The sequence below is a fragment of the Sphingobium lactosutens DS20 genome, assembly GCF_000445105.1.
GTDB lineage: Bacteria > Pseudomonadota > Alphaproteobacteria > Sphingomonadales > Sphingomonadaceae > Sphingobium > Sphingobium lactosutens.
The window spans coordinates 186,732-205,308 of the sequence record NZ_ATDP01000106.1 but is presented as its reverse complement, the minus strand read 5'-3'; the positions used below and the strand labels follow the sequence as shown (position 1 = coordinate 205,308).

The following is an 18,577-nucleotide window of genomic DNA, read 5'->3' as shown; positions in this document are numbered from 1 at the left end:
AGGCCCTTTCAACGGGTGAGCAGCGACGGAGTTGCGGAACGAAGCGATGAACGGCGGGTTTTGCGGCACGAGAAGGAAAATATGGCCCAGCCCGCACTCGTCCACACCAACGACACCAGCCCCGGCATCACGCGACGCGCGCTCAAACGCGGATGGGCCTATTATGATGGCGACGGGCAGCGGATTACCGACCGTGACGAGATCGATCGGCTGAACGCCATCGCTTTGCCCCCCGCCTACCGTGACTGCTGGTTCTGCGCGTCGCCCTACGGCCATATCCAGGCGACCGGATATGACGACAAGGGACGCAAGCAATATCGCTATCATCCCGATTTTCGCGCTGCGCAGGAAGCGGCCAAATATGCCGGTTGCCCGGACTTCGGCCGCGCCTTGCCCAAGCTGCGCGCCCGGCTGGACAGCGACTTGTCGAAGCGCGGCCTGCGCAAGGACCGCACACTGGCCGCCGTCGTCCGCCTGCTCGACCTTGCCAAGCTGCGCGTGGGCAATGAACATTATGCCACCACGAACAAAAGTTTCGGGGCCACCACCCTGCGGCGACGGCATTTCGACATCAGCGGACGCAAGATCATGCTGCGCTATCGCGCCAAATCGGGCAAGGAGCGGGAACTGGCGGTGACGGACACCCGGCTGCTGCGCTTTGTGCGGCAGGTGCAGGATCTGCCCGGCCAGCATCTTTTCCAATATCTCGACGAAGATGGCGACGCGCGTCCGATCAATTCGTCCGACGTCAACGCCTATATTGCCGAGGCCATGGGCGCGCCCTTTACGGCCAAGCATTTCCGCACCTGGGGCGCGTCGGTCATCGCGTTCGAACAGTTGGCGACCGGCCCGGTATCGCTCAAGGCGATGATCGCCCCGGTCGCGCAGGCGCTTGGCAACACGCCGGCGATCAGCCGCAAATCCTATATTCATCCCGCCCTCATTGCCCTCTGCAAGGATGGACAGGAAGAGTGGCGCGACACGGTCCGATTGCCGCGCAGGACGCGCTATCTTTCGCGGATGGAGCGGGGCCTGATCGCCTTCCTGGACGACATCGCCGATTGCACGCCTCTGGCTGCGGCGGCTTGAACCCGACCGGGTTCATGCTCTACCCCCCGGTGCAGAAGCGGCGGGCCGGTAGTCCGCCTTGCCCCCCCTTAGACAACAGACAGGACAGGCATGGCCGACACAAAAGACCCCGCCCTCCCAACAAAACCCCTTCGCGCGCCGGACATTCAGGCGATGTGGAGGGACACGTCAGATTGGTTGTCCGCTCATTATATTCAGATCCTGATTGCGATCGGCGCCGGGATCGTCATCTATCTGCTGCTCGCCACATTGAAGGGAGTGGGCAAGCGGTACAAGGGCACGCGCGGCGACACGATCGGCTATACCAATGTGCTCGGCCGCACGGTCGCCAAGACCACGCACTTCTTCATGGTGATGGTGTCCGCCCGCCTGGTGGTGGGCTATGCCGACGCGCCGCCCGCCTTGTATCGCACCGTCATATTCCTGTTCACCATCGCCACCGTGTTGCAGGGCGCGATCTGGGCGCGCGAAGTCATATTGGGCCTGATCGAACGGCGCACACTGGCGGAGGATGGCCAGGGCGAAACACTGGCCAACGCGATGGGCCTGATCCGCGTGCTGGTGACGGTGGCCCTGTTCGCGGTCGCAGCCATCATGGTGCTCGACAATCTGGGCGTCAACGTCACCGGCCTGGTTGCGGGCCTTGGCATCGGCGGCATCGCCATCGGCCTTGCCGCGCAGGGTATTTTCTCAGACCTGTTCGCCGCGCTGTCGATCATTTTCGACAAGCCATTTCGTCGGGGCGAATCCATTTCCTATGACACGACCACCGCGACGGTGGAGAAGATCGGCCTGAAATCCACCCGCCTGCGCGCGTTGACGGGCGAGAAGAAGGTGATTTCCAACGCCAATCTGCTGCAAAAGGAAATCACCAGCTACCATACGCTGGACCATCGCCGGCTGAAATTCGCCATTGGCGTCATCTATCAGACACCCCCGGACGTCGCGGAACAGATTCCTGATATCCTCAAAGGCATCGTCGACGACCTGGGCGGCACGTTCGTCCGGTCGGGTTTTGTCGGGTTCGGCGCGTCCAGCCTCGACTTTGAACTGGAGTTCGAGGTCTATCTGCCGGGATGGGACGACATCTACAAAATCCGCCACAATATCGGCCTCGCCATCCTGCGCCAGTTCAACGAGCGCGGCATCGAATTTGCCTATCCGACGCAGACGACCTTCACGGCCGCGCCCGACGGCCGGATGATCATGCCCTATGCCGAAGTGCAGCCCGTCAAGCGGGTCGACGTCGAAGGGTGACGGCGGACTGGCGCGCGGGCGACTCCATTCGTCGGCGCGCGCTTGTCGTGATCGGGCCGCTCACCTAGCGGCCTCAACCATGAAGATCATGCCGCTCCTGCTCGCCGCCGCCGCTTTCGCCGCGCCTCAAGCCGCATTCGCCCAAGGGCTAGGTGCCGAGATCAACTATGGGCGCGCTGACGGCCATTGGGGCACCGAAATCGGCGCGGGCTATGCCTTTGGCATGGCGGGCTTCAGCCTGACGCCCGGCGGCGGCGTTTACCTGCGCGATGGCGATACCAAGCTTTATGGGCGCGTGGAGGCGGCCTACACCATTCCCCTGTCGGCAAGGATCGGCGCTGGCGCGCGAATCAGCGGCAATGACATCCGCCCTTACGCAACGGTCGCCATGCCATTGCTGCCCAAGGTAAGGGCGAAGGCCAATGTCGGGCCGAAATATTATGCCCTGGGCCTGACGCTGGGCTATTGAAAGACGACCGCTAAGACATTGTCACAGGCCGGTTATTGTGCCGTAATTGCGTGCCGGGTCATCGTGCACCCTATGCGCGCGCCGCATGAACGGGCATAGAGTCGCCGCCTTGCCCGCATCAGGAGATGATTGTCCGTGACGTCCCGTGAGCTTACCGGTTTCCTGCCCCTGGACGACAGGCATGGGACGGACGCGCAATGGTCGCGCCGGCTGTCCGATATGGCGTGGCGCATCGGTTTCGGGGCGATCGGCTGGCCGTGGCTGCTCGCCAGCCTGTCGGGCGGTCGCAAGGCGGACAAGCGGGCCTTGCTTGACGATCTGGGTCTTGCCCATGACGCCTTGCCGCATCTGGGAAGCTGGAAGGCGGATGTCGGCTTTCTGCGGCATATCGTCCGGGAAATTGCCCGGCTGCGTCCGGCCCATGTGGTGGAACTCGGCGCGGGCGCGTCATCGCTGGTGGCTGCGCGCGCTTTGCAACTGCATGGCGGCGGGCAATTGCACAGTTTCGACCAGCATGGTGGTTTCGTCGATGCGACGCGGCAATGGCTGAGCGACCATGGCCTGTCGGTCGACATTCGCCACGCCCCGCTGACGCAGGACAGCGGCGACTGGCCGGGGCGGTGGTATGCGCTGGACGGGGTGCCGGAACAGATCGACCTCATCATCATCGACGGTCCGCCCTGGAGCGTGCATCCACTCGTGCGCGGCGCGGCGGACAGCCTGTTCGCACGATTGTCGCCCCAGGGCGTGGTGTTGCTAGACGATGCGGCGCGACCCGGCGAGCGGATGGTCGCACGTCGGTGGCGGCAACGCTGGCCCCATATCGACTTTCGGTTGGTGAAGGACGGGACCAAGGGCACACTGGTCGGCCGTCGGCGCGACATCTCCGTGCCGGTCGCCAATGATAATGACCGCGGCCGGACCTGGCGTCATATCCAGCGCGCCGCGGGGATTGCGGCGTTGATCGGGGCGGGATGGATCGCGCGCGGCGAACTGGGCGAATTTCCGCAGGTTGCGCAAGCGAGCAGTTTCCTTGACGAAGCGGCCGCTTCTCGCCGCGCGGGACTGCTGCGTCAGGCGATGGCGTCGCAGGTGGAAAGCGCCACCCTCAATCCCCAGGAAATCGAAGCCGCGACGGGCATCGTCCTGCCCGACCTTCCACGCGACTGGCGCATCACCGACGTGCAACTATTTCCCACGTCCGACAGCCCCGCCATCGCCATGTCACTGGAAACGCCGCGCGGCGAACATCTGTCCTTCTTTGCCGACCGTGCCGAGACGCCGGCCGAGGCCAAGCCTCTGATCGAGCGCCGCGCCGCCGACGTCGTTGCCTATTGGGAGGTCGGCACCATGGCCTATGCCCTGACCGGACAGGCCGCACCGGCGCGGATCATGGAGCTGGCCGGGTCCGTCGCGCCAGCGGGCTGAAGGAGCCATTGAGGGCGACAAGGCAGGCTGCTAAGCGCCCGTCATGGCGGATGACAGCAGCACTCCCAACACGCGGCCGGCGCTTGGCAATCTGGCGATGCTCTGGCGGTTCGCCCGCCGCTATCCCGGCAGGATCGCGGGCGCGCTGATCGCCCTTATCGTGTCGTCGGCGGCGACCCTCGCCATTCCCAACGGCTTTCGCCTGGTCATCGACAAGGGCTTCATGGGCGGCGGCGATATTGGCCGCTGGTTCGAATATCTGTTGATGATCGTGGTGGTGCTGGCGCTCGCCAGCGCGCTACGCTTCTATTTCGTATCGTGGCTGGGCGAGCGCGTGGTGGCCGACATACGCTGCGCGACGCAGGCCAATCTGCTGCGGCAGGCGCCTCGTTTCTTCGAGGAAAACCGCCCGTCGGAAATCGCGTCGCGGATGACGGCGGATACCGCAATTGTGGAGCAGGTCGTCGGCTCCACCGTCTCGGTAGCGCTGCGCAACATGGTGACGGCGATCGGCGGTCTGGTCTATCTGTTTGCGCTGGCCCCCAAGCTGGCCGGACTGTTGCTTCTGGGCATTCCGATCGTCCTGCTGGTGCTGATCGGCCTTGCGCGCAAAGTCCGCGCCTTGTCGCGCGCCAGCCAGGATCGGCTCGCCGACATCGGCAGTGCCGCGACCGAGGTGCTAGGCGCGATGAAGATCGTCCAGGCCTTTGGTCAGGAAGAGCGGGAGGCAGCACGGTTTCGCGCCGCCGTCGAGCGTGGCTTTGCGACGGCACGGCAACGCATCCGGCTGCGGGCGATGATGACGGCCGTCGCATTTGCGCTGATCTTCGGGGCGATTACCGGCGTCATGTGGCTGGGCGCGATCGACGTGGCTGCCGGGCGACTGTCTGGGGGCAGCATCGCCGCCTTCGTTCTGACCGGCGGGCTGGTCGCCGGCGCGTTCGGTTCATTATCGGAAAGCTGGGGCGACTTGCTGCGCGGCGCGGGCGCGGCGAGCCGGCTGGGCGAACTCATGACGGCGTTGCCCGACATCAGCCCCCCTGCCCGCACCCACATGCTTCCCGCCATGGAGCGGGGCGCGCGCCTGACCTTCGATCAGGTTCGGTTTCATTACCCGACGCGGCCCGATCAGGCAGCGCTAAACGGGATCGATCTCGACATAAATCCGGGGGAGACGGTGGCGGTGGTTGGCCCTTCGGGCGCAGGCAAATCGACCCTGTTCCAGCTGGCGCTGCGCTTTTACGATCCCGATGCAGGGACCGTCCGTTTAAACGACGTTGCCCTGCCGGATCTCGACCCGGCACAACTCCGTGCGATGATGGCGATGGTGCCGCAGGACAGCGTCATATTTGCCGCATCCGCGCGCGACAATCTGCGCTATGGGCGCTGGGACGCAAGCGACGCGCAAATATGGGATGCGGCGCGGGCAGCCAATGCGGACGCCTTCCTGCGGGATCTACCACAAGGGCTGGACAGTTTCCTGGGCGAAGGCGGGGCGCGCCTGTCCGGTGGCCAGCGCCAGCGGATCGCCATTGCGCGCGCCCTGCTGCGCGATGCGCCCATCCTGCTGCTGGACGAGGCGACATCGGCGCTGGATGCCGAATCCGAACGACTGGTGCAGGACGCGCTGGCGAGGTTGATGCAGGGGCGTACGACTATCGTGATCGCCCACCGACTGGCGACGGTGCGCGCGGCCGATCGGATTATCGTGCTGGATGAGGGGCGCATCGTCGAACAAGGCGATCATGCGACACTGATCGCGCGTGACGGCCTTTATGCCCGCCTGGCGCGGTTGCAGTTTCAGGATGGCGTCGGCGATTGAATGATGGCGGTCAGGCGTCCGCCTGCCGCCGGCCGATCTGCACCACATGATCCAGTATCGCCGGGTGTAATGGCCGCTCAAAGCTGCAGCCTGATTCATGGCCGCGTGTCCACAAAACGCGCGCACGCCGCCCTTCAAAGCCCGGTAACATGAGCCACAGGTCGTCGCCGGGGCGTAATTTCATAAAGCTTTGCAGCCGGAAGCCCGTGATCGACAGGTCCGCGATATGACTGCTGAACCAAGTCTCGCCAGGACGACGGACCTTGATGCCGATCTGGACGGCCCGTCGATCGGCATTGCGGCGTTTGCGATCCTGTTCAAATTGCGGTTCGGCGCTCATGATCAGTCCTTTGCGAGACAATCGCGCAAATGAGTAAGCAAAATATTAAACCGCTACGCAGGCGCAACGGCTTAGTGCGCTGACGAAAAAAAGGGCCGCCATTGGCGACCCTTGATCCGTGCAATAATTCACAGGCAATTTCAGACAATAAGCGCGAAGGGGAAGTCCTCGTAAATGCGCGTCAGGTCTAAAAAACAGCCTTCAGAAATTGCCATATTGTTCGTTGCCGACGAAACCCAGCTTGGTGACGCCTGCGCGCTTGATTTCCGCAAGCACCGAATCAACGACCACATAACGGGTCTGCGCATCCGGCTGGAACTGAAGTTCCGGTTCGACCGGCAGGCGCAGCGACTGCTGCAGATACTGACGCAGGGTCAGCAGGTCGATCGGCGAACCGTTCCAGGTGATGACGCCACCGGCGTCGATCGCGACCTTGTTCTTGACCGGGTCAATCACGCTGTCAGACGGCGGCGCATTTTGCGGCAGGTCGATCTTCACCGCGTGGGTCTGGATCGGAATGGTGATGATGAACATGATGAGCAGAACGAGCATGACGTCGATCAACGGCGTCGTGTTCATTTCCACCATCGGTTCGCCATCTTCGGAGCCGGCACTCATTGCCATGGGGATTTCTCCTTCTTCAACCGATCAGAGGCGGACGGTGCCCGAACCGGGTTCCGGTTCGGAGATGAAGCCCACGCGGGGGAAACCGGCGCGCTGCATCGTGTAGATGGTGCCGCCAATGCACCGATAGGGTGTATTGATGTCGCCGCGGATATGCACTTCTGGCAGATCTTCGGGCTTCAGATTTTCAACGCCACCCGCCTTCTTGATGTCCGCCTCAAGCTTGGCGACGGCGCGGTCGAGCAGTTCGCTCGACGTCACCGGCGTCATGCCCCAGAAAACCGCACAGCTGCCGTCGGCGGCCTGCGTGATCGACAGGGAGACATTTTCCGGCTTCGTCGTGGTCGGCTCGAACTCAACCTTGGGAAGCTGCAGCTCAACCGTCTGGACGACGACCGGGACCGCGATGAGAAAGATGATGAGCAACACCAGCATGACGTCGACGAGCGGCGTCGTGTTGATGTCGGACATCGGCTTGTCGTCACCGCCGTCGGAGCCAACACTCATTGCCATTGATATTATCCTAACCTTGGTGTCGATGGCCGCCCATCAGTCTGGGTGACGGAGTTGGGAGCCATGGTCGGCGGGGAACCGGGCGGTCGCAGCCGCCACCCGATTCCCGCAACCGTCGTCTTGAGACCGATCAGGCCTTGGTCGGCGCGGCGGCCGGCTTGGCGACCGGAGCGCCCGGAGCGGGAGCAACGGTCGGCTTCACGGCGCCGTCCGAAACCAGATAAGCCAGCAGGTCGACGGTAAAGCCGTTCAGCTGCTCGGCGATCGCCTTGTTGCGGCGCTGCAGGAAGTTGTAAGCAAGCACCGCGGGAACGGCGACGGCCAGACCCAGAGCGGTCATGATCAGCGCTTCACCGACCGGGCCGGCAACGGCGTCGATCGAAGCCTGACCGGCAGCGCCGATCTTGATGAGCGCGCGGTAGATGCCGATAACGGTACCGAACAGACCGATGAACGGCGAGGTCGAACCGACGGTTGCGAGGAACGCCAGGCCGCCATTCAGCGACGAGTTGATCGCGCCTTCCGAACGGGCGAGCGAGCCGTGCAGCCAGTCATGCGCTTCGACCGGATCCTTCAGCTTGCCATGCTCTTCCTGCGCCTTGATGCCGTCGTCGACGATCTGCTTGTAGGCGGAGTTCTTTTCGAGCTTGGCCGAGGCTTCGCGCAGCGAGGCCGAACGCCAGAAGGTCGCGCGGATCTTCTTGCCCTGGTTGATCACCTTCTGCTGTTCGATCAGCTTGGTGAACAGAATGTAGAAAGTGCCGACCGACATGCCGCACAGGATGATGAATACGGTCCAGGCGATGGTGCCGCCCTGTTCAAGGGCTTCCATCAGGCCATACGGATTTTCGGCCTGGGGAGCCGCAGCTGCGAGATACATCAACATGTTCAAGACTTCCCTCTCAATGAGATCAAGCGGGGGAAAGGCGGCGCCGGGCGCGCGCCTTGCCCATTTGGATTATTCAGGCAGACGCCATTGGATACGCGTCGAAAATGTCGATGCGATCTTGTTTCCGCCGGTGTCTTCGGCAGGATTGAAGCGAGCGCGGCGGCTCACGACCCTGCATGCCGTTTCATCAAGCTCGGGCGAGCCGCTGGACGACGTCACGGTGCAATCGGTGACCCTGCCATCAGCGCCGACCTGAAGGCGAATGCCAGTCGTGCCCTGCTTTTCTTCACGCAGAGCGCGCGAAGGATAATCATCTGGACCTGCCCAAGTGCCCGGGTTGCCACGGGGCGAAACGCCCTTTGCAACAGCAGGCGGCGGCGGCGGTGCCGGCGGCGGTGGCGGCGGAGCAGCGACCGGAACCGGGTTGAACACCGGGGGCGGCGTCCGCACGGTCTGGATCGGCGGCGCAGGCGCCGGGGTCCGAACGATTGGCGGCGGGGCAACGACCGGCGGCGGCTCGACCGGCTGGTCTGGCGGCGGCGGCGGCGGTTCCTCGTCAGGTGGCGGGGGCTCCTCCTTCACGTCGATCACGTTCAGCTGTTCCGCCGCCTTTTTGACATATTTCATGCCAAGACCGGTGACGAAGGCATAGCCGAGAACAGCGTGAATCAGGGCGACGATGACGATCGATATCGTGCGACTCGATCCTTGCGAGTGGTCAGCATAGGCCATTCGGCAACGACACTCCTTAACTCATCTTACCAGTGGTTTATACAAATCAGCCAAAAACGACCCAAGCTGTCCGGGCTTATCCCGGCCACCTTTGGCCCCTGTCCGTTCATTTGCTACCGAGCGAACTCCTATCGCGACGCATCGTGGCACGCAAACGCTTTATCGTTATCTTCATTTGCGTTTACCATTTCCTATCAGAAACACTTGCCTGTGACATTCGCGCCACGGGCTGAAAATACAGGACGAAGCAGTAGATGAAACCCGCCACTTACCGTTGCAGCCTGATGCTGGCCTGCCTCATTTCCGCCGCACCTTCCGGGATTTCTCCGACATTTGCACAGCACACTCCGATGGTAACGTCATCATCGGAGGCGTCAATACGCGATGTCGGGGGTCTGACTTACGCGGACGTGGTGGACCTTGCCGAACAGGCGCCGCTGGTCGCCCATGTGCGGATTCGCAACAGCATCGCGCTAAAGCCGGATCGGGCAACGGGCGTGCGGCAGGGGCATCGGCGCGTCTATATCGAAGCGGAAACCCTTGGCCTGATTCGCGGCGAAGGCGGCATCAGCCCTAGCGTCACCTATCTCTATGACGCCCCGCTCGACGGGCGTGGCAAGCTGCCCAAGCTCAAGAAGGACGAGGTAATCATCTTCGCCCGCGCCGGGGGAAAGCCCGGTGAAGTCCAGTTGGTGACGCCCGACGCCCAGCTTCCGGCGACACCCCAGGCTGTCGCGCGCATTCGAACGATCCTGTCCGCACTGGTAGCCCCCGATGCGCCGCCGCGTATCCTGGGCCCCGGCGAGGCTTTCCATGTCGCGGGGACCATCGCCGGAGAAGGCGAGACGCAGATATTCCTGCGGACGGAGACAGGCGATCCTGTGTCGCTTTCCATCCTGCGACGGCCGGGACAGGCGCCGCGCTGGGCCGTGGCGCTGGGCGAGATCGTGGACGAGGCCGCCCGCCCGCCCGAGGAGGGCAGCCTGCTCTGGTATCGCCTCGCCTGCGGATTGCCCCCTGTCCTGCCGCCCCAGTCGGTCCGCACCCTCTCGCCCCCCGATGCCCAGGCCGCGCGCGCGGATTATCAGTTGGTGATTGCCGCGCTCGGCTCCTGCCGCAGGAACCGCAGCGTCGGATAGGGGCGCTTTTCCTTGGACAGGCGGGCAGACATGGCTATCAGCGCGGCATTGGGAACCAGAAGGAAAGCCGCCGCCATGACCAATCTGCACCGCCACGCCCCGTTGCGCGTCGCGCTCGTCGGCCTCGGGACGGTGGGTGGCGGCGTTATCCGGCTGCTGGAAACAAATGGCGACCTGATCGCGCGCCGCGCGGGCTGTCCGATCCAGATCGTTGCCATATCCGCGCGCGACCGAAGCAAGGATCGCGGCGTTGATCTATCACCCTATGAGTGGGTGGATGACATGACCACGCTGGCGGCGCGCGACGATGTCGATGTCGTGGTGGAATTGATCGGCGGCGCGGATGGCCCGGCGCTGACCCTGGCGCGCCAGTGCCTCAACGCAGGCAAGCCGTTCGTGACCGCCAACAAGGCGATGCTGGCGCATCATGGCCTGGACCTTGCCCGGCTGGCCGAAACGGGCGGTATCGCGCTCAAATATGAAGCCGCGGTCGCGGGCGGCATTCCGGTCATCAAGGGCATGCGCGAAGGCGCGGCAGCCAATGAGATCAGCCGCGTCTACGGCATTTTGAACGGAACCTGCAATTACATCCTGACCACGATGGAAAAGGAGGGGCGCAGTTTCGACGATGTGCTCAAGGAAGCGCAGGACCTTGGCTTTGCAGAGGCCGATCCCGGCATCGACATTGATGGGGTGGACGCCGCGCACAAGTTGTCGATCCTGGCCAGCCTGGCGTTCGGCACCGAACTGGATTTCGATGCGGTGGCCACTACGGGCATCCGCCACGTCATCGCCGCCGACATCGCAGAAGCCGCCGCGCTGGGCTATCGCATTCGCCTGGTCGGCATGGCGCAGAACGCGCCGGACGATGGCCCGGATGGCGGCCTGTTTCAGCGCGTCCATCCCATGCTGGTGCCGCTCGATCATCCGCTCGCCCATGTCGACGGATCGCTGAACGCGGTAGTGGCGGAGGGTAATTTCGTCGGCCGCCTTTTCTTCCAGGGACGTGGGGCTGGCGATGGTCCCACCGCATCGGCCGTCGTCGCGGACCTGATCGACGTGGCGCGCGACGAATATGGCGACGCCTTCGCCATGCCGGTCGCCGCGCTGGCCCCCCATAAGACGGCCAATGCCGGCGCGCGCGTGGGCCGCGCCTATCTGCGGTTCCGGGTCAAGGATCGTCCCGGCGTGCTGGCGGAAATCGCGGCGGCGACGCGCGACGCGGGCGTGTCGATCGAAAGCATGATCCAGCGCGGCGCCAATCAGGAAGATGGCGTGCTGGTGGCGATCGTCACCCATGCGGGCGCGGAACAATGTGTACGCGACACGCTGGAGCGATTGAGCGGATCGGACAGCCTGCTCGAAGAGCCGATGGTGATGCATATATTGGACTAAGCGCAGGTCAGCGCGGCGTCGCGCTGCGGAACCTTTCGGGCAAGGGCGGCGGCGACGCGAGATCCGCATCGGGATCAATAAGGAGCGTTGCACCCTTGCCGAGCACGTCGATGACCTTGATCGCGTTCAACCCGCCAGCACAGCCCGCTCCCTGCCCGCCGACCACGCCGCACGCTCCCTGCCGCACCGGCGCGGCCGATGCGCGCGGTGCGTCGCCAGCAACGATGCGGCCCTCGTCAGTCTCCCTGGGTAATGGCAAGCGCTGACGCGCGTTGCGCTCTGCGCGATTGCCGCACACCACGATGCCACCGCCGCTGCGATCGCAGGGTTTAACCACCTGCGTCTTGGCGCGATAGGCTGCCATTGGATCGGGATCGTCCTGCGCCTGCCCCCTGCCCGGCGACAGCAGCATCAAAGTGAAAAGAAGAGCCGCTGGGCGCATGCGATCACAGGATCATCCGATCATGGCCGAATGATGGCCATGCTCGACAAGGCGGCAGCGAGCGCCTATCGGCGGGGCAATAGAAAAGAGAAGAGGATGTGATGGAACAGGCAGGCGCGAACCTGGACCGGGTATTGGTGCTGGAGATGGTCCGCGTGACCGAAGCTGCGGCGATCGCAGCGTCCCGGCTGATCGGGCGCGGCGACGAAAAGGCCGCCGACGCCGCCGCAGTCGAAGCCATGCGCCTGGCTTTCAACGATCTCTACATGGATGGCACCGTCGTGATCGGCGAAGGCGAGCGAGACGAAGCGCCGATGCTCTATATTGGCGAGAAGGTCGGCAGCGCGATCGGCAAGGGACCACGGATCGACATTGCGCTGGACCCGCTGGAGGGCACCACCATCACTGCCAAGGCGGGGCCCAATGCGCTTGCCGTGCTGGCCATCGCAGAGGAAGGCGGGCTGCTCAACGCGCCGGACGTCTATATGGACAAGCTGGCCGTGGGTCCGGGCTATCCCGACGGGGTCATCGACCTGGATCGGTCCGTCCGCGACAATGTTTCGGCGGTGGCGACGGCCAAGGGCGTCGAGCCCCATGAGATCATCGTGTGCGTGCTCGATCGCCCGCGTCATGAAAAGCTGATCACCGAATTACGCGCGATCGGGTGCGGCATCATGCTGATCCCCGATGGCGACGTGGCTGGCGTCATCGCGACGACCGACCCGGAAACCACGATAGACATCTATATGGGATCAGGCGGTGCGCCCGAGGGTGTGCTTGCCTGCGCCGCGCTGCGCTGTGTCGGGGGCCAGTTCAAGGGCCGCCTGCTCTTCCGCAACGACGATGAACGGCAACGCGCGCGCAAGTGGGGCATCACCGATTTTGACAAAATCTACGATCTCAAGGATCTGGCCAAGGGCGATTGCATCTTTGCCGCGACGGGCGTGACCGACGGGTCGCTGCTCGACGGGGTCAAGCGGCTCCCCGGCGGCAAGCTGACGACGGAGAGCGTGGTGATGCGCGCCAGTACCGGCACCGTGCGCTGGGTAAAGGGCGAACATCGCACGCGCGGGCCGTCAGAAAAAGGCTGAACCAGCGCCCATTGTGCCGATGAGCGTCTAGTGGCTGGCCCGGTGATTGAGATCATGGCCAAGCGCCAGGATGCCGACGCCGATCAATGTGTAGACGCTTTCCTGCAACCCATGATCCATCGTCAGCGCGCCCGTCATGACGCCGAGGCCCAGCGATCCGACAGCGGCCGGCATCATGAAGCCATGAACGATCGCCCCATGCCCCAATGCAATCGCGCCGAGCGCTATGGCGATCACCAGACCGGCCTCATGAAAGATCGGGCTTTCGAAAATCCCGCCGGCCGACGCAAGCAACCCAAGCACGACGGCGGTCGCGAAACAATGGGCGACGCACAGGCCCGATACCGCGATCGCGAGGCGATCGAGTCGTCCGGAGACGAGGGCTTGGCGGAGGCTTTGCGACATGGTCCCGGCTACATAGGCCAGCCCGGATCAAGTTACAACATATCATTGCGAATTAAACGAGGTTGCCAATATTGGGCTAGGCAGCCAGGCGAAGGCAATTGCGGCCACTATGTTTCGCGTCATACAGGGCGCGGTCCGCGGCCTCCAGCATCGCCGATCGTGTCGACCCGCCATTCAGCTGCACCAATCCGGCGCTGAAGGTCACGGCGATTGTGTCGGCCTGGTCGTTGACGCTGATCGGCGCCGCAAGCCGCTGGCGCAGCCGGTCGCACAATTGACTGGCATCGCGCCGGTCGCAATCGGCGAGCAGGATCGCGAACTCTTCGCCCCCCAGGCGCCCGATGCTGTCCCCGTCCCGCAATTCGGGCAGGATGCGCTGCACGAAACCGGTCAGGACACGGTCGCCCCCGCCATGGCCGTAGCGATCATTGACCGACTTGAAATGATCTAGGTCGATCAGCAGCAGGCAGGACCGCGCGCCGTCCGCGGCGCGCAGCATTTCAGCGTCCAGCTTGTCCAGAAAGGCGCGTCGGCTGTCCGCGCCGGTCAGCGCGTCATGCGCAGCCACCTGTTGCAGCGCGCGCTGGCGGGCTTTGTGCCGGGATATGTCGCGGATCATGCTGACGACGCCAACCGGCTGGCCGCGCTCGTCCACGACCGCTCGGCTGACCATTTCGCAACAATCCAGATCGCTCAACGCCGTCAGCGGACGGAATTCCGCCTGCTGGACACTGCCGGGCTGCGCCAGCGCCTGCGCATGGATTGTCCGCACGGCTTCCCGGTCCTGCGCATCGGCGAGTTCGGTCACGCTCTGCCCCACCAAAAGCGCGGGGGCGCAACCAATCATGTCCTGCGCCGATGGAGACGCATATTCGACCGTGCCAGCCAGACTGATATTCAGCACGACATCGCCGCTATGTTCGGCGATGGCGCGAAAGCGCGACTCGCTTTCCTGCAACATCTGGAACAAACGGCGACGCCCGTTCAGTTCGGCCGCGACAGGCATCGACAGCAGGAAACTGAGCGCCAGATAGAATTGAAACGCCAGCACCCGCTCGCCCGTCGACAGCGGAATCAGCATCAGTGGGCCGGTGTCCGACATCGTCGCCACCCCGCCGATCACCGCCAGGATGACGATGGACGCAGCCGCTCCGATATGCCCCACGCGAAAGGCGATCAGCACCAGCGGCAGCATCGGCGCGAACAGCATGGGATAACGCGCCCAGTAAAAGACATGCACCGTCACCAGCGTGAACAGGGCAAGCAGGATGATCGCCTCGATCTTAACCGCCTTGGGCGTATCGCGCAGCCAGCGCGACCATTCGCCCTGAAGCAACAATATGACGACCGGCGTGCAGGTCAGGCCGCCCAGCGCATGACCCGAATACCATTGCAGCCAGGATGCACTGAAGCCGACCGGCGTGGTCGCCGACGCGACCGCCGCAGCGGCCACACCCGTGACGATGTCCGCCACTCCGCACAGCGCGAGGATGAACACGACCAAGGGCTTGAAGGACCCCGTGACGACATCCTCCTTAAGCAAAGATCGGCAGATCACCGCCACGATCAGCGATTCGCTGACGTTGATCAGGGCCATCGGCGCCGCTGCGACAGGGCCGATGCCGAACAAGGCAGTCGCGATGGCGCTTGCAATGGCGCAGGCAACGACCGCCCTTGGCCAATAGGATGTGCGGGTGGTCAGCAATTCCGCCATGAGGAACGCATTGGCGATCCAGATGAAAGCCAGCCCCCCTTCGAAGCGTGAAATCGACACGGTGAAGCTCGCCGCCGCGAAATAGACGCAGCCGGTGATGACGGGCGCAAAAGGCGATTGGGGGCTACGAAGAGAAAACCGCGACATGGTGCGCGGAACGATAGGGCGGCATCCTTAATTTTTCGCTCACGATGCCGTCTTCGCCGCCTGTAAAAGCGCGCCCCAAGTCGCAAGTCTCCCCGCTCGCAACTGCGCGTCCATGCCGGGTTGAAACAGCCGCCGGTCGGGCATGATGGCCGCCGCGTCCTCCAATGTGACGTGCAGCCCCGCCCCGACCGCCGCCAACATCGCGGCGCCCCGTGCGGTGGTTTCGACATCGGCGGGACGCTCGACAGGCAGGTTCAGCATGTCGGCCAGATCCTGCGCGATCCAGTCATTGGCGCTCATGCCCCCATCAATGCGCAAATCCGTCCATGGCGCATCGTCGGCGGCGAAGGCCGTGGCCAGATCGTGCAACTGATGCGCCAACGATTCGAGCGCGGCCCGCACGATGTGCGCGCGGGTCGTGCCTTGGGTCAGGCCAGCGATCACCCCACGCGCATCGGGCCGCCAGTGTGGCGCGCCAAGGCCCGACAAGGCGGGCAACATGGACACGCCGCCATTATCCGGGACGGAGCGGGCCAAGGCATCGGTTTCTTCCGCTGTTCGGATCAGCCCCAATTCGTCCCGCAGCCATTTGATGAGGCTGCCCGCAACGAAAATCGACCCTTCGAGCGCATAGCGGCGCTGACCGCCCAGCTGGCACAAGATGGTGCCGAGCAGCCGGTTTTCCGATCGGGGCGGGACCGTACCGGTCGGCGTCAGCATGAAGGCGCCGGTGCCCAGCGTCGCCTTGGCCTGTCCCGGCGACAGGCAGCCTTGCCCGATCGTTGCTGACTGCTGATCGCCGGCGAGGCCGCAGATCGGAATCGATCCGCCGAGCAGGGCAAGGCTGGTGGCGCCGAAATGACCGGCATTGTCGACGATGGCGGGAAGCGCTGCGATCGCCACGCCAAAGAGGTCGCATAATTCCCGATCCCAGCTTGCGCCATCAAGCGCCAGCAATTGCGTGCGGCTGGCGTTGCTCGCGTCGCTGATATGCAGGCCGCCGGTCAGGTTCCAGACCAGCCAGCTTTCGACCGTGCCGAACGCCAGAGCATCCCCGGCCTGCGCGACCGCTGGTTCATGATCCATCAGCCAGCGCATCTTGGTGGCGGAAAAATAAGGGTCGATGACCAAGCCTGTCCGTCTCTGGACCATCTCTTCATGCCCCGCCTCCCGCAAAGCCTGGCATTGGTCGGCAGTGCGACGATCCTGCCAGACGATTGCCGGGGCGAGCGGCCGGCCGTTGCGCTTGTCCCAGGCGATGACCGTTTCCCGCTGGTTGGTGATGCCGATGGCGGCAATGCGGTCCGCGCCCCCCGCCCTGGCCACCATGTCGCGTGCGCATGCTAGGCTTAGCGCCCATATTTCGGCGGCATCCTGCTCGACCCAGCCGGGCCGGGGAAAGGATTGGCTCAGCGCGCGCTGCGCCGTCGCGATGCGGTTGCCATCGGGAGTGTAGAGCATCGCGCGGGTCGATGTGGTGCCCGCATCCAGCACCAGCAATCCGGCCTCCGTCATCGCCTCTCCCTTATCCAGCGTTCCAGCCCGGCCACCTGATCCGGCGTAAAGCACAGGCCGAGCTTGGTGCGCCGCCAGAGCATATCTTCAGTCGTGCGCGCCCACTCCCGCTCAATCTGCCATACCGCCTCCGCCTCGGTAAAGCCGACGCCGAAAGCGACGCCAAGATCGGTCCATTCGCGCGCCCTCCCGAGCCAGGTCCAGGCGTCGGTTCCATAAGCGCGACCAATGCGGTCGACGCTGGCGGCGTCGAGAAACGGATAATCCTGCGCCAGCCTGTCCAGCAGCGCGGGCAATCCCATCATCGCGAAATCACCGCCGGGCAATGGCGCATCCGCGGTCCAGTCGCCACCACGGAGCATGGGGAGCAGCGGCTGGAGTCTCTCGACAGCCTCGGCCGCCAGATGCCGGTAGGTGGTGATCTTTCCACCCAGCACATGCAGCGCCGGGGCCTTGCCCTCCCCGCCTTCGTCAAGCTCCAGCTGATAGCCCCGCGTTGCCGCTTCCGGCCGATCGGAGCCATCGTCGATCAGCGGCCGGACGCCGGCATAGCTCCACACCACCTCGCCCGGTGTGACTGGTCGGGCGAAATAGCGGCTGGCGGCGTCACAAAGATAGGCAACCTCCTGCGCGCTTGCCGCGATCCTGTCGTTTTCGCTGTCATGATCCTGGTCGGTCGTGCCGATCAACGTGAAATCGCGCTCATAGGGGATGGCGAAGAAAATGCGGCGGTCGGGCAATTGGAAGAAATAGGCAAAATTATGATCGAACAGACGAGGCACGACGATATGCGACCCGCGCACCAGCCGCATTCTTCGGCCTGCCAGCCCTTCCTCCGCGCCCGGCAGAGCCAGAACCGATGGGCCGGTGGCGTTGACGATCGCGCGCGCATGAAAGGTCAGCGCTACGCCATCCGCCGTTCGCGCATCGATCGCCCACAGACCCTCCTCCCGCTTCAGCCCGACGACTTGAGTCCAAGTCCGGACGGACGCGCCACGATCCGCAGCGTCGCGCGCGTTGAGCAGCACCAGCCGGGCATCATCGACCCAGCCGTCGGAATAGCAATAGCCACTGGAAAAACCCGGTTTCAGTGGCTCCCCGGCGACATGGCGGCGCAGGTCGATACTTTGCGTCGCCGGCAAGGCCCGCCGCCCGCCAAGATGATCATAGACGAACAGACCCAGGCGCAGCAGCCAGCGCGGGCGCAGGCCTGGGGTCCAGGGAAGGACAAACCGCATCGGATGAATGATGTGCGGCGCGATCCGCCAAAGTCGTTCCCGCTCGGCCAGCGCCTCGCGGACCAGGCCGAATTCGCGATGTTCCAGATAACGCAGCCCGCCATGGATCAGCTTGGTGGAGGCGGACGAGGTGCCCTGCGCCAGATCGCCCTGCTCCAGCAGTAGCACCTTCGCGCCCCGGCCCGCCGCATCGCGCGCGATGCCGCAGCCATTCACCCCACCGCCGATCACGGCAAGGTCATAGGGGGTAACGGTTTGGCTCTCCTGCGTCACACCGCTGGGTGTAGGCAGACGCGACGGGCGTGGAAAGAGCGGAGCGTCAGTACCC

The 18,577-nt window shown here is 64.3% G+C and carries 18 protein-coding genes; 8 read left to right on the top strand and 10 right to left on the bottom strand.

Annotated elements, in window-relative coordinates; genetic code table 11:
* The first annotated feature begins 81 nt into the window (after positions 1–81).
* The 5 genes from RLDS_RS49840 (at position 82) to RLDS_RS49820 (ending at position 6,065) form a co-directional block, all read left to right on the top strand.
* Positions 82–1,089: a DNA topoisomerase IB gene (locus tag RLDS_RS49840; RefSeq protein WP_021227933.1), complete on the top strand. Its 1,008-nt coding sequence runs from the start codon at positions 82–84 to the stop codon at positions 1,087–1,089.
* 90 nt (positions 1,090–1,179) lie between these two features.
* Complete coding sequence (locus tag RLDS_RS49835) at positions 1,180–2,346, top strand: mechanosensitive ion channel family protein (protein ID WP_031298899.1); 1,167 nt, start codon at positions 1,180–1,182, stop codon at positions 2,344–2,346.
* 79 nt (positions 2,347–2,425) lie between these two features.
* Positions 2,426–2,815 (top strand): hypothetical protein, encoded by a 390-nt coding sequence (locus RLDS_RS49830; RefSeq protein WP_021227931.1) that lies wholly within the window; start codon positions 2,426–2,428, stop codon positions 2,813–2,815.
* Positions 2,816–2,950: 135 nt separating this feature from the next.
* Positions 2,951–4,243: a class I SAM-dependent methyltransferase gene (locus RLDS_RS49825; protein ID WP_021227930.1), complete on the top strand. Its 1,293-nt coding sequence runs from the start codon at positions 2,951–2,953 to the stop codon at positions 4,241–4,243.
* 43 nt (positions 4,244–4,286) lie between these two features.
* Positions 4,287–6,065: an ABC transporter transmembrane domain-containing protein gene (locus tag RLDS_RS49820; protein ID WP_021227929.1), complete on the top strand. Its 1,779-nt coding sequence runs from the start codon at positions 4,287–4,289 to the stop codon at positions 6,063–6,065.
* 10 nt (positions 6,066–6,075) lie between these two features.
* Here the strand turns inward: RLDS_RS49820 and RLDS_RS49815 are convergent, their stop codons facing one another.
* From RLDS_RS49815 to RLDS_RS49795, 5 genes are all read right to left on the bottom strand, one after another.
* Positions 6,076–6,405: a PilZ domain-containing protein gene (locus RLDS_RS49815; protein WP_021227928.1), complete on the bottom strand. Its 330-nt coding sequence runs from the start codon at positions 6,403–6,405 to the stop codon at positions 6,076–6,078.
* 201 nt (positions 6,406–6,606) lie between these two features.
* Positions 6,607–7,029, bottom strand: a complete 423-nt coding sequence (locus RLDS_RS49810; protein WP_021227927.1) for an ExbD/TolR family protein — start codon at positions 7,027–7,029, stop codon at positions 6,607–6,609.
* Between the two features lie 24 nt (positions 7,030–7,053).
* Entirely contained in the window at positions 7,054–7,542 is a 489-nt protein-coding gene (locus RLDS_RS49805) for an ExbD/TolR family protein (protein WP_021227926.1), read from the bottom strand.
* 130 nt (positions 7,543–7,672) lie between these two features.
* Positions 7,673–8,428, bottom strand: a complete 756-nt coding sequence (locus tag RLDS_RS49800; RefSeq protein WP_031298898.1) for a MotA/TolQ/ExbB proton channel family protein — start codon at positions 8,426–8,428, stop codon at positions 7,673–7,675.
* A gap of 72 nt (positions 8,429–8,500) precedes the next feature.
* Positions 8,501–9,163, bottom strand: coding sequence for an energy transducer TonB (locus tag RLDS_RS49795; RefSeq protein ID WP_021227924.1), 663 nt, complete (start codon positions 9,161–9,163; stop codon positions 8,501–8,503).
* Positions 9,164–9,417: 254 nt separating this feature from the next.
* Here RLDS_RS49795 and RLDS_RS49790 point away from each other — a divergent pair, with 254 nt between their 5' ends.
* Both RLDS_RS49790 and RLDS_RS49785 read left to right on the top strand, forming a co-directional pair.
* A complete protein-coding gene (locus RLDS_RS49790; RefSeq protein WP_031298897.1) occupies positions 9,418–10,302 on the top strand; it encodes a hypothetical protein in 885 nt (294 codons plus the stop codon).
* Positions 10,303–10,377: 75 nt separating this feature from the next.
* Positions 10,378–11,697: a homoserine dehydrogenase gene (locus tag RLDS_RS49785; protein WP_021227922.1), complete on the top strand. Its 1,320-nt coding sequence runs from the start codon at positions 10,378–10,380 to the stop codon at positions 11,695–11,697.
* A 7-nt stretch (positions 11,698–11,704) separates the two neighbouring features.
* Here the strand turns inward: RLDS_RS49785 and RLDS_RS49780 are convergent, their stop codons facing one another.
* Entirely contained in the window at positions 11,705–12,139 is a 435-nt protein-coding gene (locus RLDS_RS49780) for a hypothetical protein (protein ID WP_021227921.1), read from the bottom strand.
* Positions 12,140–12,240: 101 nt separating this feature from the next.
* On the opposite strand from RLDS_RS49780, the gene glpX reads away from it, so the two are divergent.
* On the top strand, positions 12,241–13,230 hold the full coding sequence (gene glpX / locus RLDS_RS49775) for a class II fructose-bisphosphatase (RefSeq protein ID WP_021227920.1): 990 nt from the start codon (positions 12,241–12,243) through the stop codon (positions 13,228–13,230).
* Positions 13,231–13,257: 27 nt separating this feature from the next.
* Here glpX and RLDS_RS49770 read toward each other — a convergent pair whose 3' ends face one another.
* The 4 genes from RLDS_RS49770 to RLDS_RS49755 all read right to left on the bottom strand — a co-directional run bounded on the left by RLDS_RS49770 (position 13,258) and on the right by RLDS_RS49755 (position 18,522).
* On the bottom strand, positions 13,258–13,635 hold the full coding sequence (locus tag RLDS_RS49770; protein ID WP_021227919.1) for a MerC domain-containing protein: 378 nt from the start codon (positions 13,633–13,635) through the stop codon (positions 13,258–13,260).
* Positions 13,636–13,711: 76 nt separating this feature from the next.
* A complete protein-coding gene (locus tag RLDS_RS49765) occupies positions 13,712–15,496 on the bottom strand; it encodes a sensor domain-containing diguanylate cyclase (protein WP_021227918.1) in 1,785 nt (594 codons plus the stop codon).
* A 39-nt stretch (positions 15,497–15,535) separates the two neighbouring features.
* Complete coding sequence (locus RLDS_RS49760) at positions 15,536–17,011, bottom strand: glycerol kinase (RefSeq protein WP_021227917.1); 1,476 nt, start codon at positions 17,009–17,011, stop codon at positions 15,536–15,538.
* Positions 17,008–18,522 carry a glycerol-3-phosphate dehydrogenase gene (locus RLDS_RS49755; protein ID WP_031298895.1) on the bottom strand — a complete coding sequence of 505 codons (1,515 nt, stop codon included), beginning with the start codon at positions 18,520–18,522 and terminating at the stop codon, positions 17,008–17,010. Before RLDS_RS49755 ends, RLDS_RS49760 begins: the two co-directional genes overlap by 4 nt.
* Between the last annotated feature and the right edge of the window lie 55 nt (positions 18,523–18,577).

Excerpts from the sequence above, each read along its gene's own strand:
- RLDS_RS49830 (WP_021227931.1), top strand. The coding sequence starts at position 2,426 with ATGAAGATCATGCCGCTCCTGCTCGCCGCCGCCGCTTTCGCCGCGCCT.
- RLDS_RS49815 (WP_021227928.1), bottom strand. The coding sequence starts at position 6,405 with ATGAGCGCCGAACCGCAATTTGAACAGGATCGCAAACGCCGCAATGCC.
- RLDS_RS49840 (WP_021227933.1), top strand. The coding sequence starts at position 82 with ATGGCCCAGCCCGCACTCGTCCACACCAACGACACCAGCCCCGGCATC.
- RLDS_RS49810 (WP_021227927.1), bottom strand. The coding sequence starts at position 7,029 with ATGGCAATGAGTGCCGGCTCCGAAGATGGCGAACCGATGGTGGAAATG.
- RLDS_RS49770 (WP_021227919.1), bottom strand. The coding sequence starts at position 13,635 with ATGTCGCAAAGCCTCCGCCAAGCCCTCGTCTCCGGACGACTCGATCGC.
- RLDS_RS49820 (WP_021227929.1), top strand. The coding sequence starts at position 4,287 with ATGGCGGATGACAGCAGCACTCCCAACACGCGGCCGGCGCTTGGCAAT.
- RLDS_RS49790 (WP_031298897.1), top strand. The coding sequence starts at position 9,418 with ATGAAACCCGCCACTTACCGTTGCAGCCTGATGCTGGCCTGCCTCATT.
- RLDS_RS49780 (WP_021227921.1), bottom strand. The coding sequence starts at position 12,139 with ATGCGCCCAGCGGCTCTTCTTTTCACTTTGATGCTGCTGTCGCCGGGC.
- glpX (WP_021227920.1), top strand. The coding sequence starts at position 12,241 with ATGGAACAGGCAGGCGCGAACCTGGACCGGGTATTGGTGCTGGAGATG.
- RLDS_RS49805 (WP_021227926.1), bottom strand. The coding sequence starts at position 7,542 with ATGGCAATGAGTGTTGGCTCCGACGGCGGTGACGACAAGCCGATGTCC.
- RLDS_RS49835 (WP_031298899.1), top strand. The coding sequence starts at position 1,180 with ATGGCCGACACAAAAGACCCCGCCCTCCCAACAAAACCCCTTCGCGCG.
- RLDS_RS49760 (WP_021227917.1), bottom strand. The coding sequence starts at position 17,011 with ATGACGGAGGCCGGATTGCTGGTGCTGGATGCGGGCACCACATCGACC.
- RLDS_RS49765 (WP_021227918.1), bottom strand. The coding sequence starts at position 15,496 with ATGTCGCGGTTTTCTCTTCGTAGCCCCCAATCGCCTTTTGCGCCCGTC.
- RLDS_RS49800 (WP_031298898.1), bottom strand. The coding sequence starts at position 8,428 with ATGTTGATGTATCTCGCAGCTGCGGCTCCCCAGGCCGAAAATCCGTAT.
- RLDS_RS49795 (WP_021227924.1), bottom strand. The coding sequence starts at position 9,163 with ATGGCCTATGCTGACCACTCGCAAGGATCGAGTCGCACGATATCGATC.
- RLDS_RS49785 (WP_021227922.1), top strand. The coding sequence starts at position 10,378 with ATGACCAATCTGCACCGCCACGCCCCGTTGCGCGTCGCGCTCGTCGGC.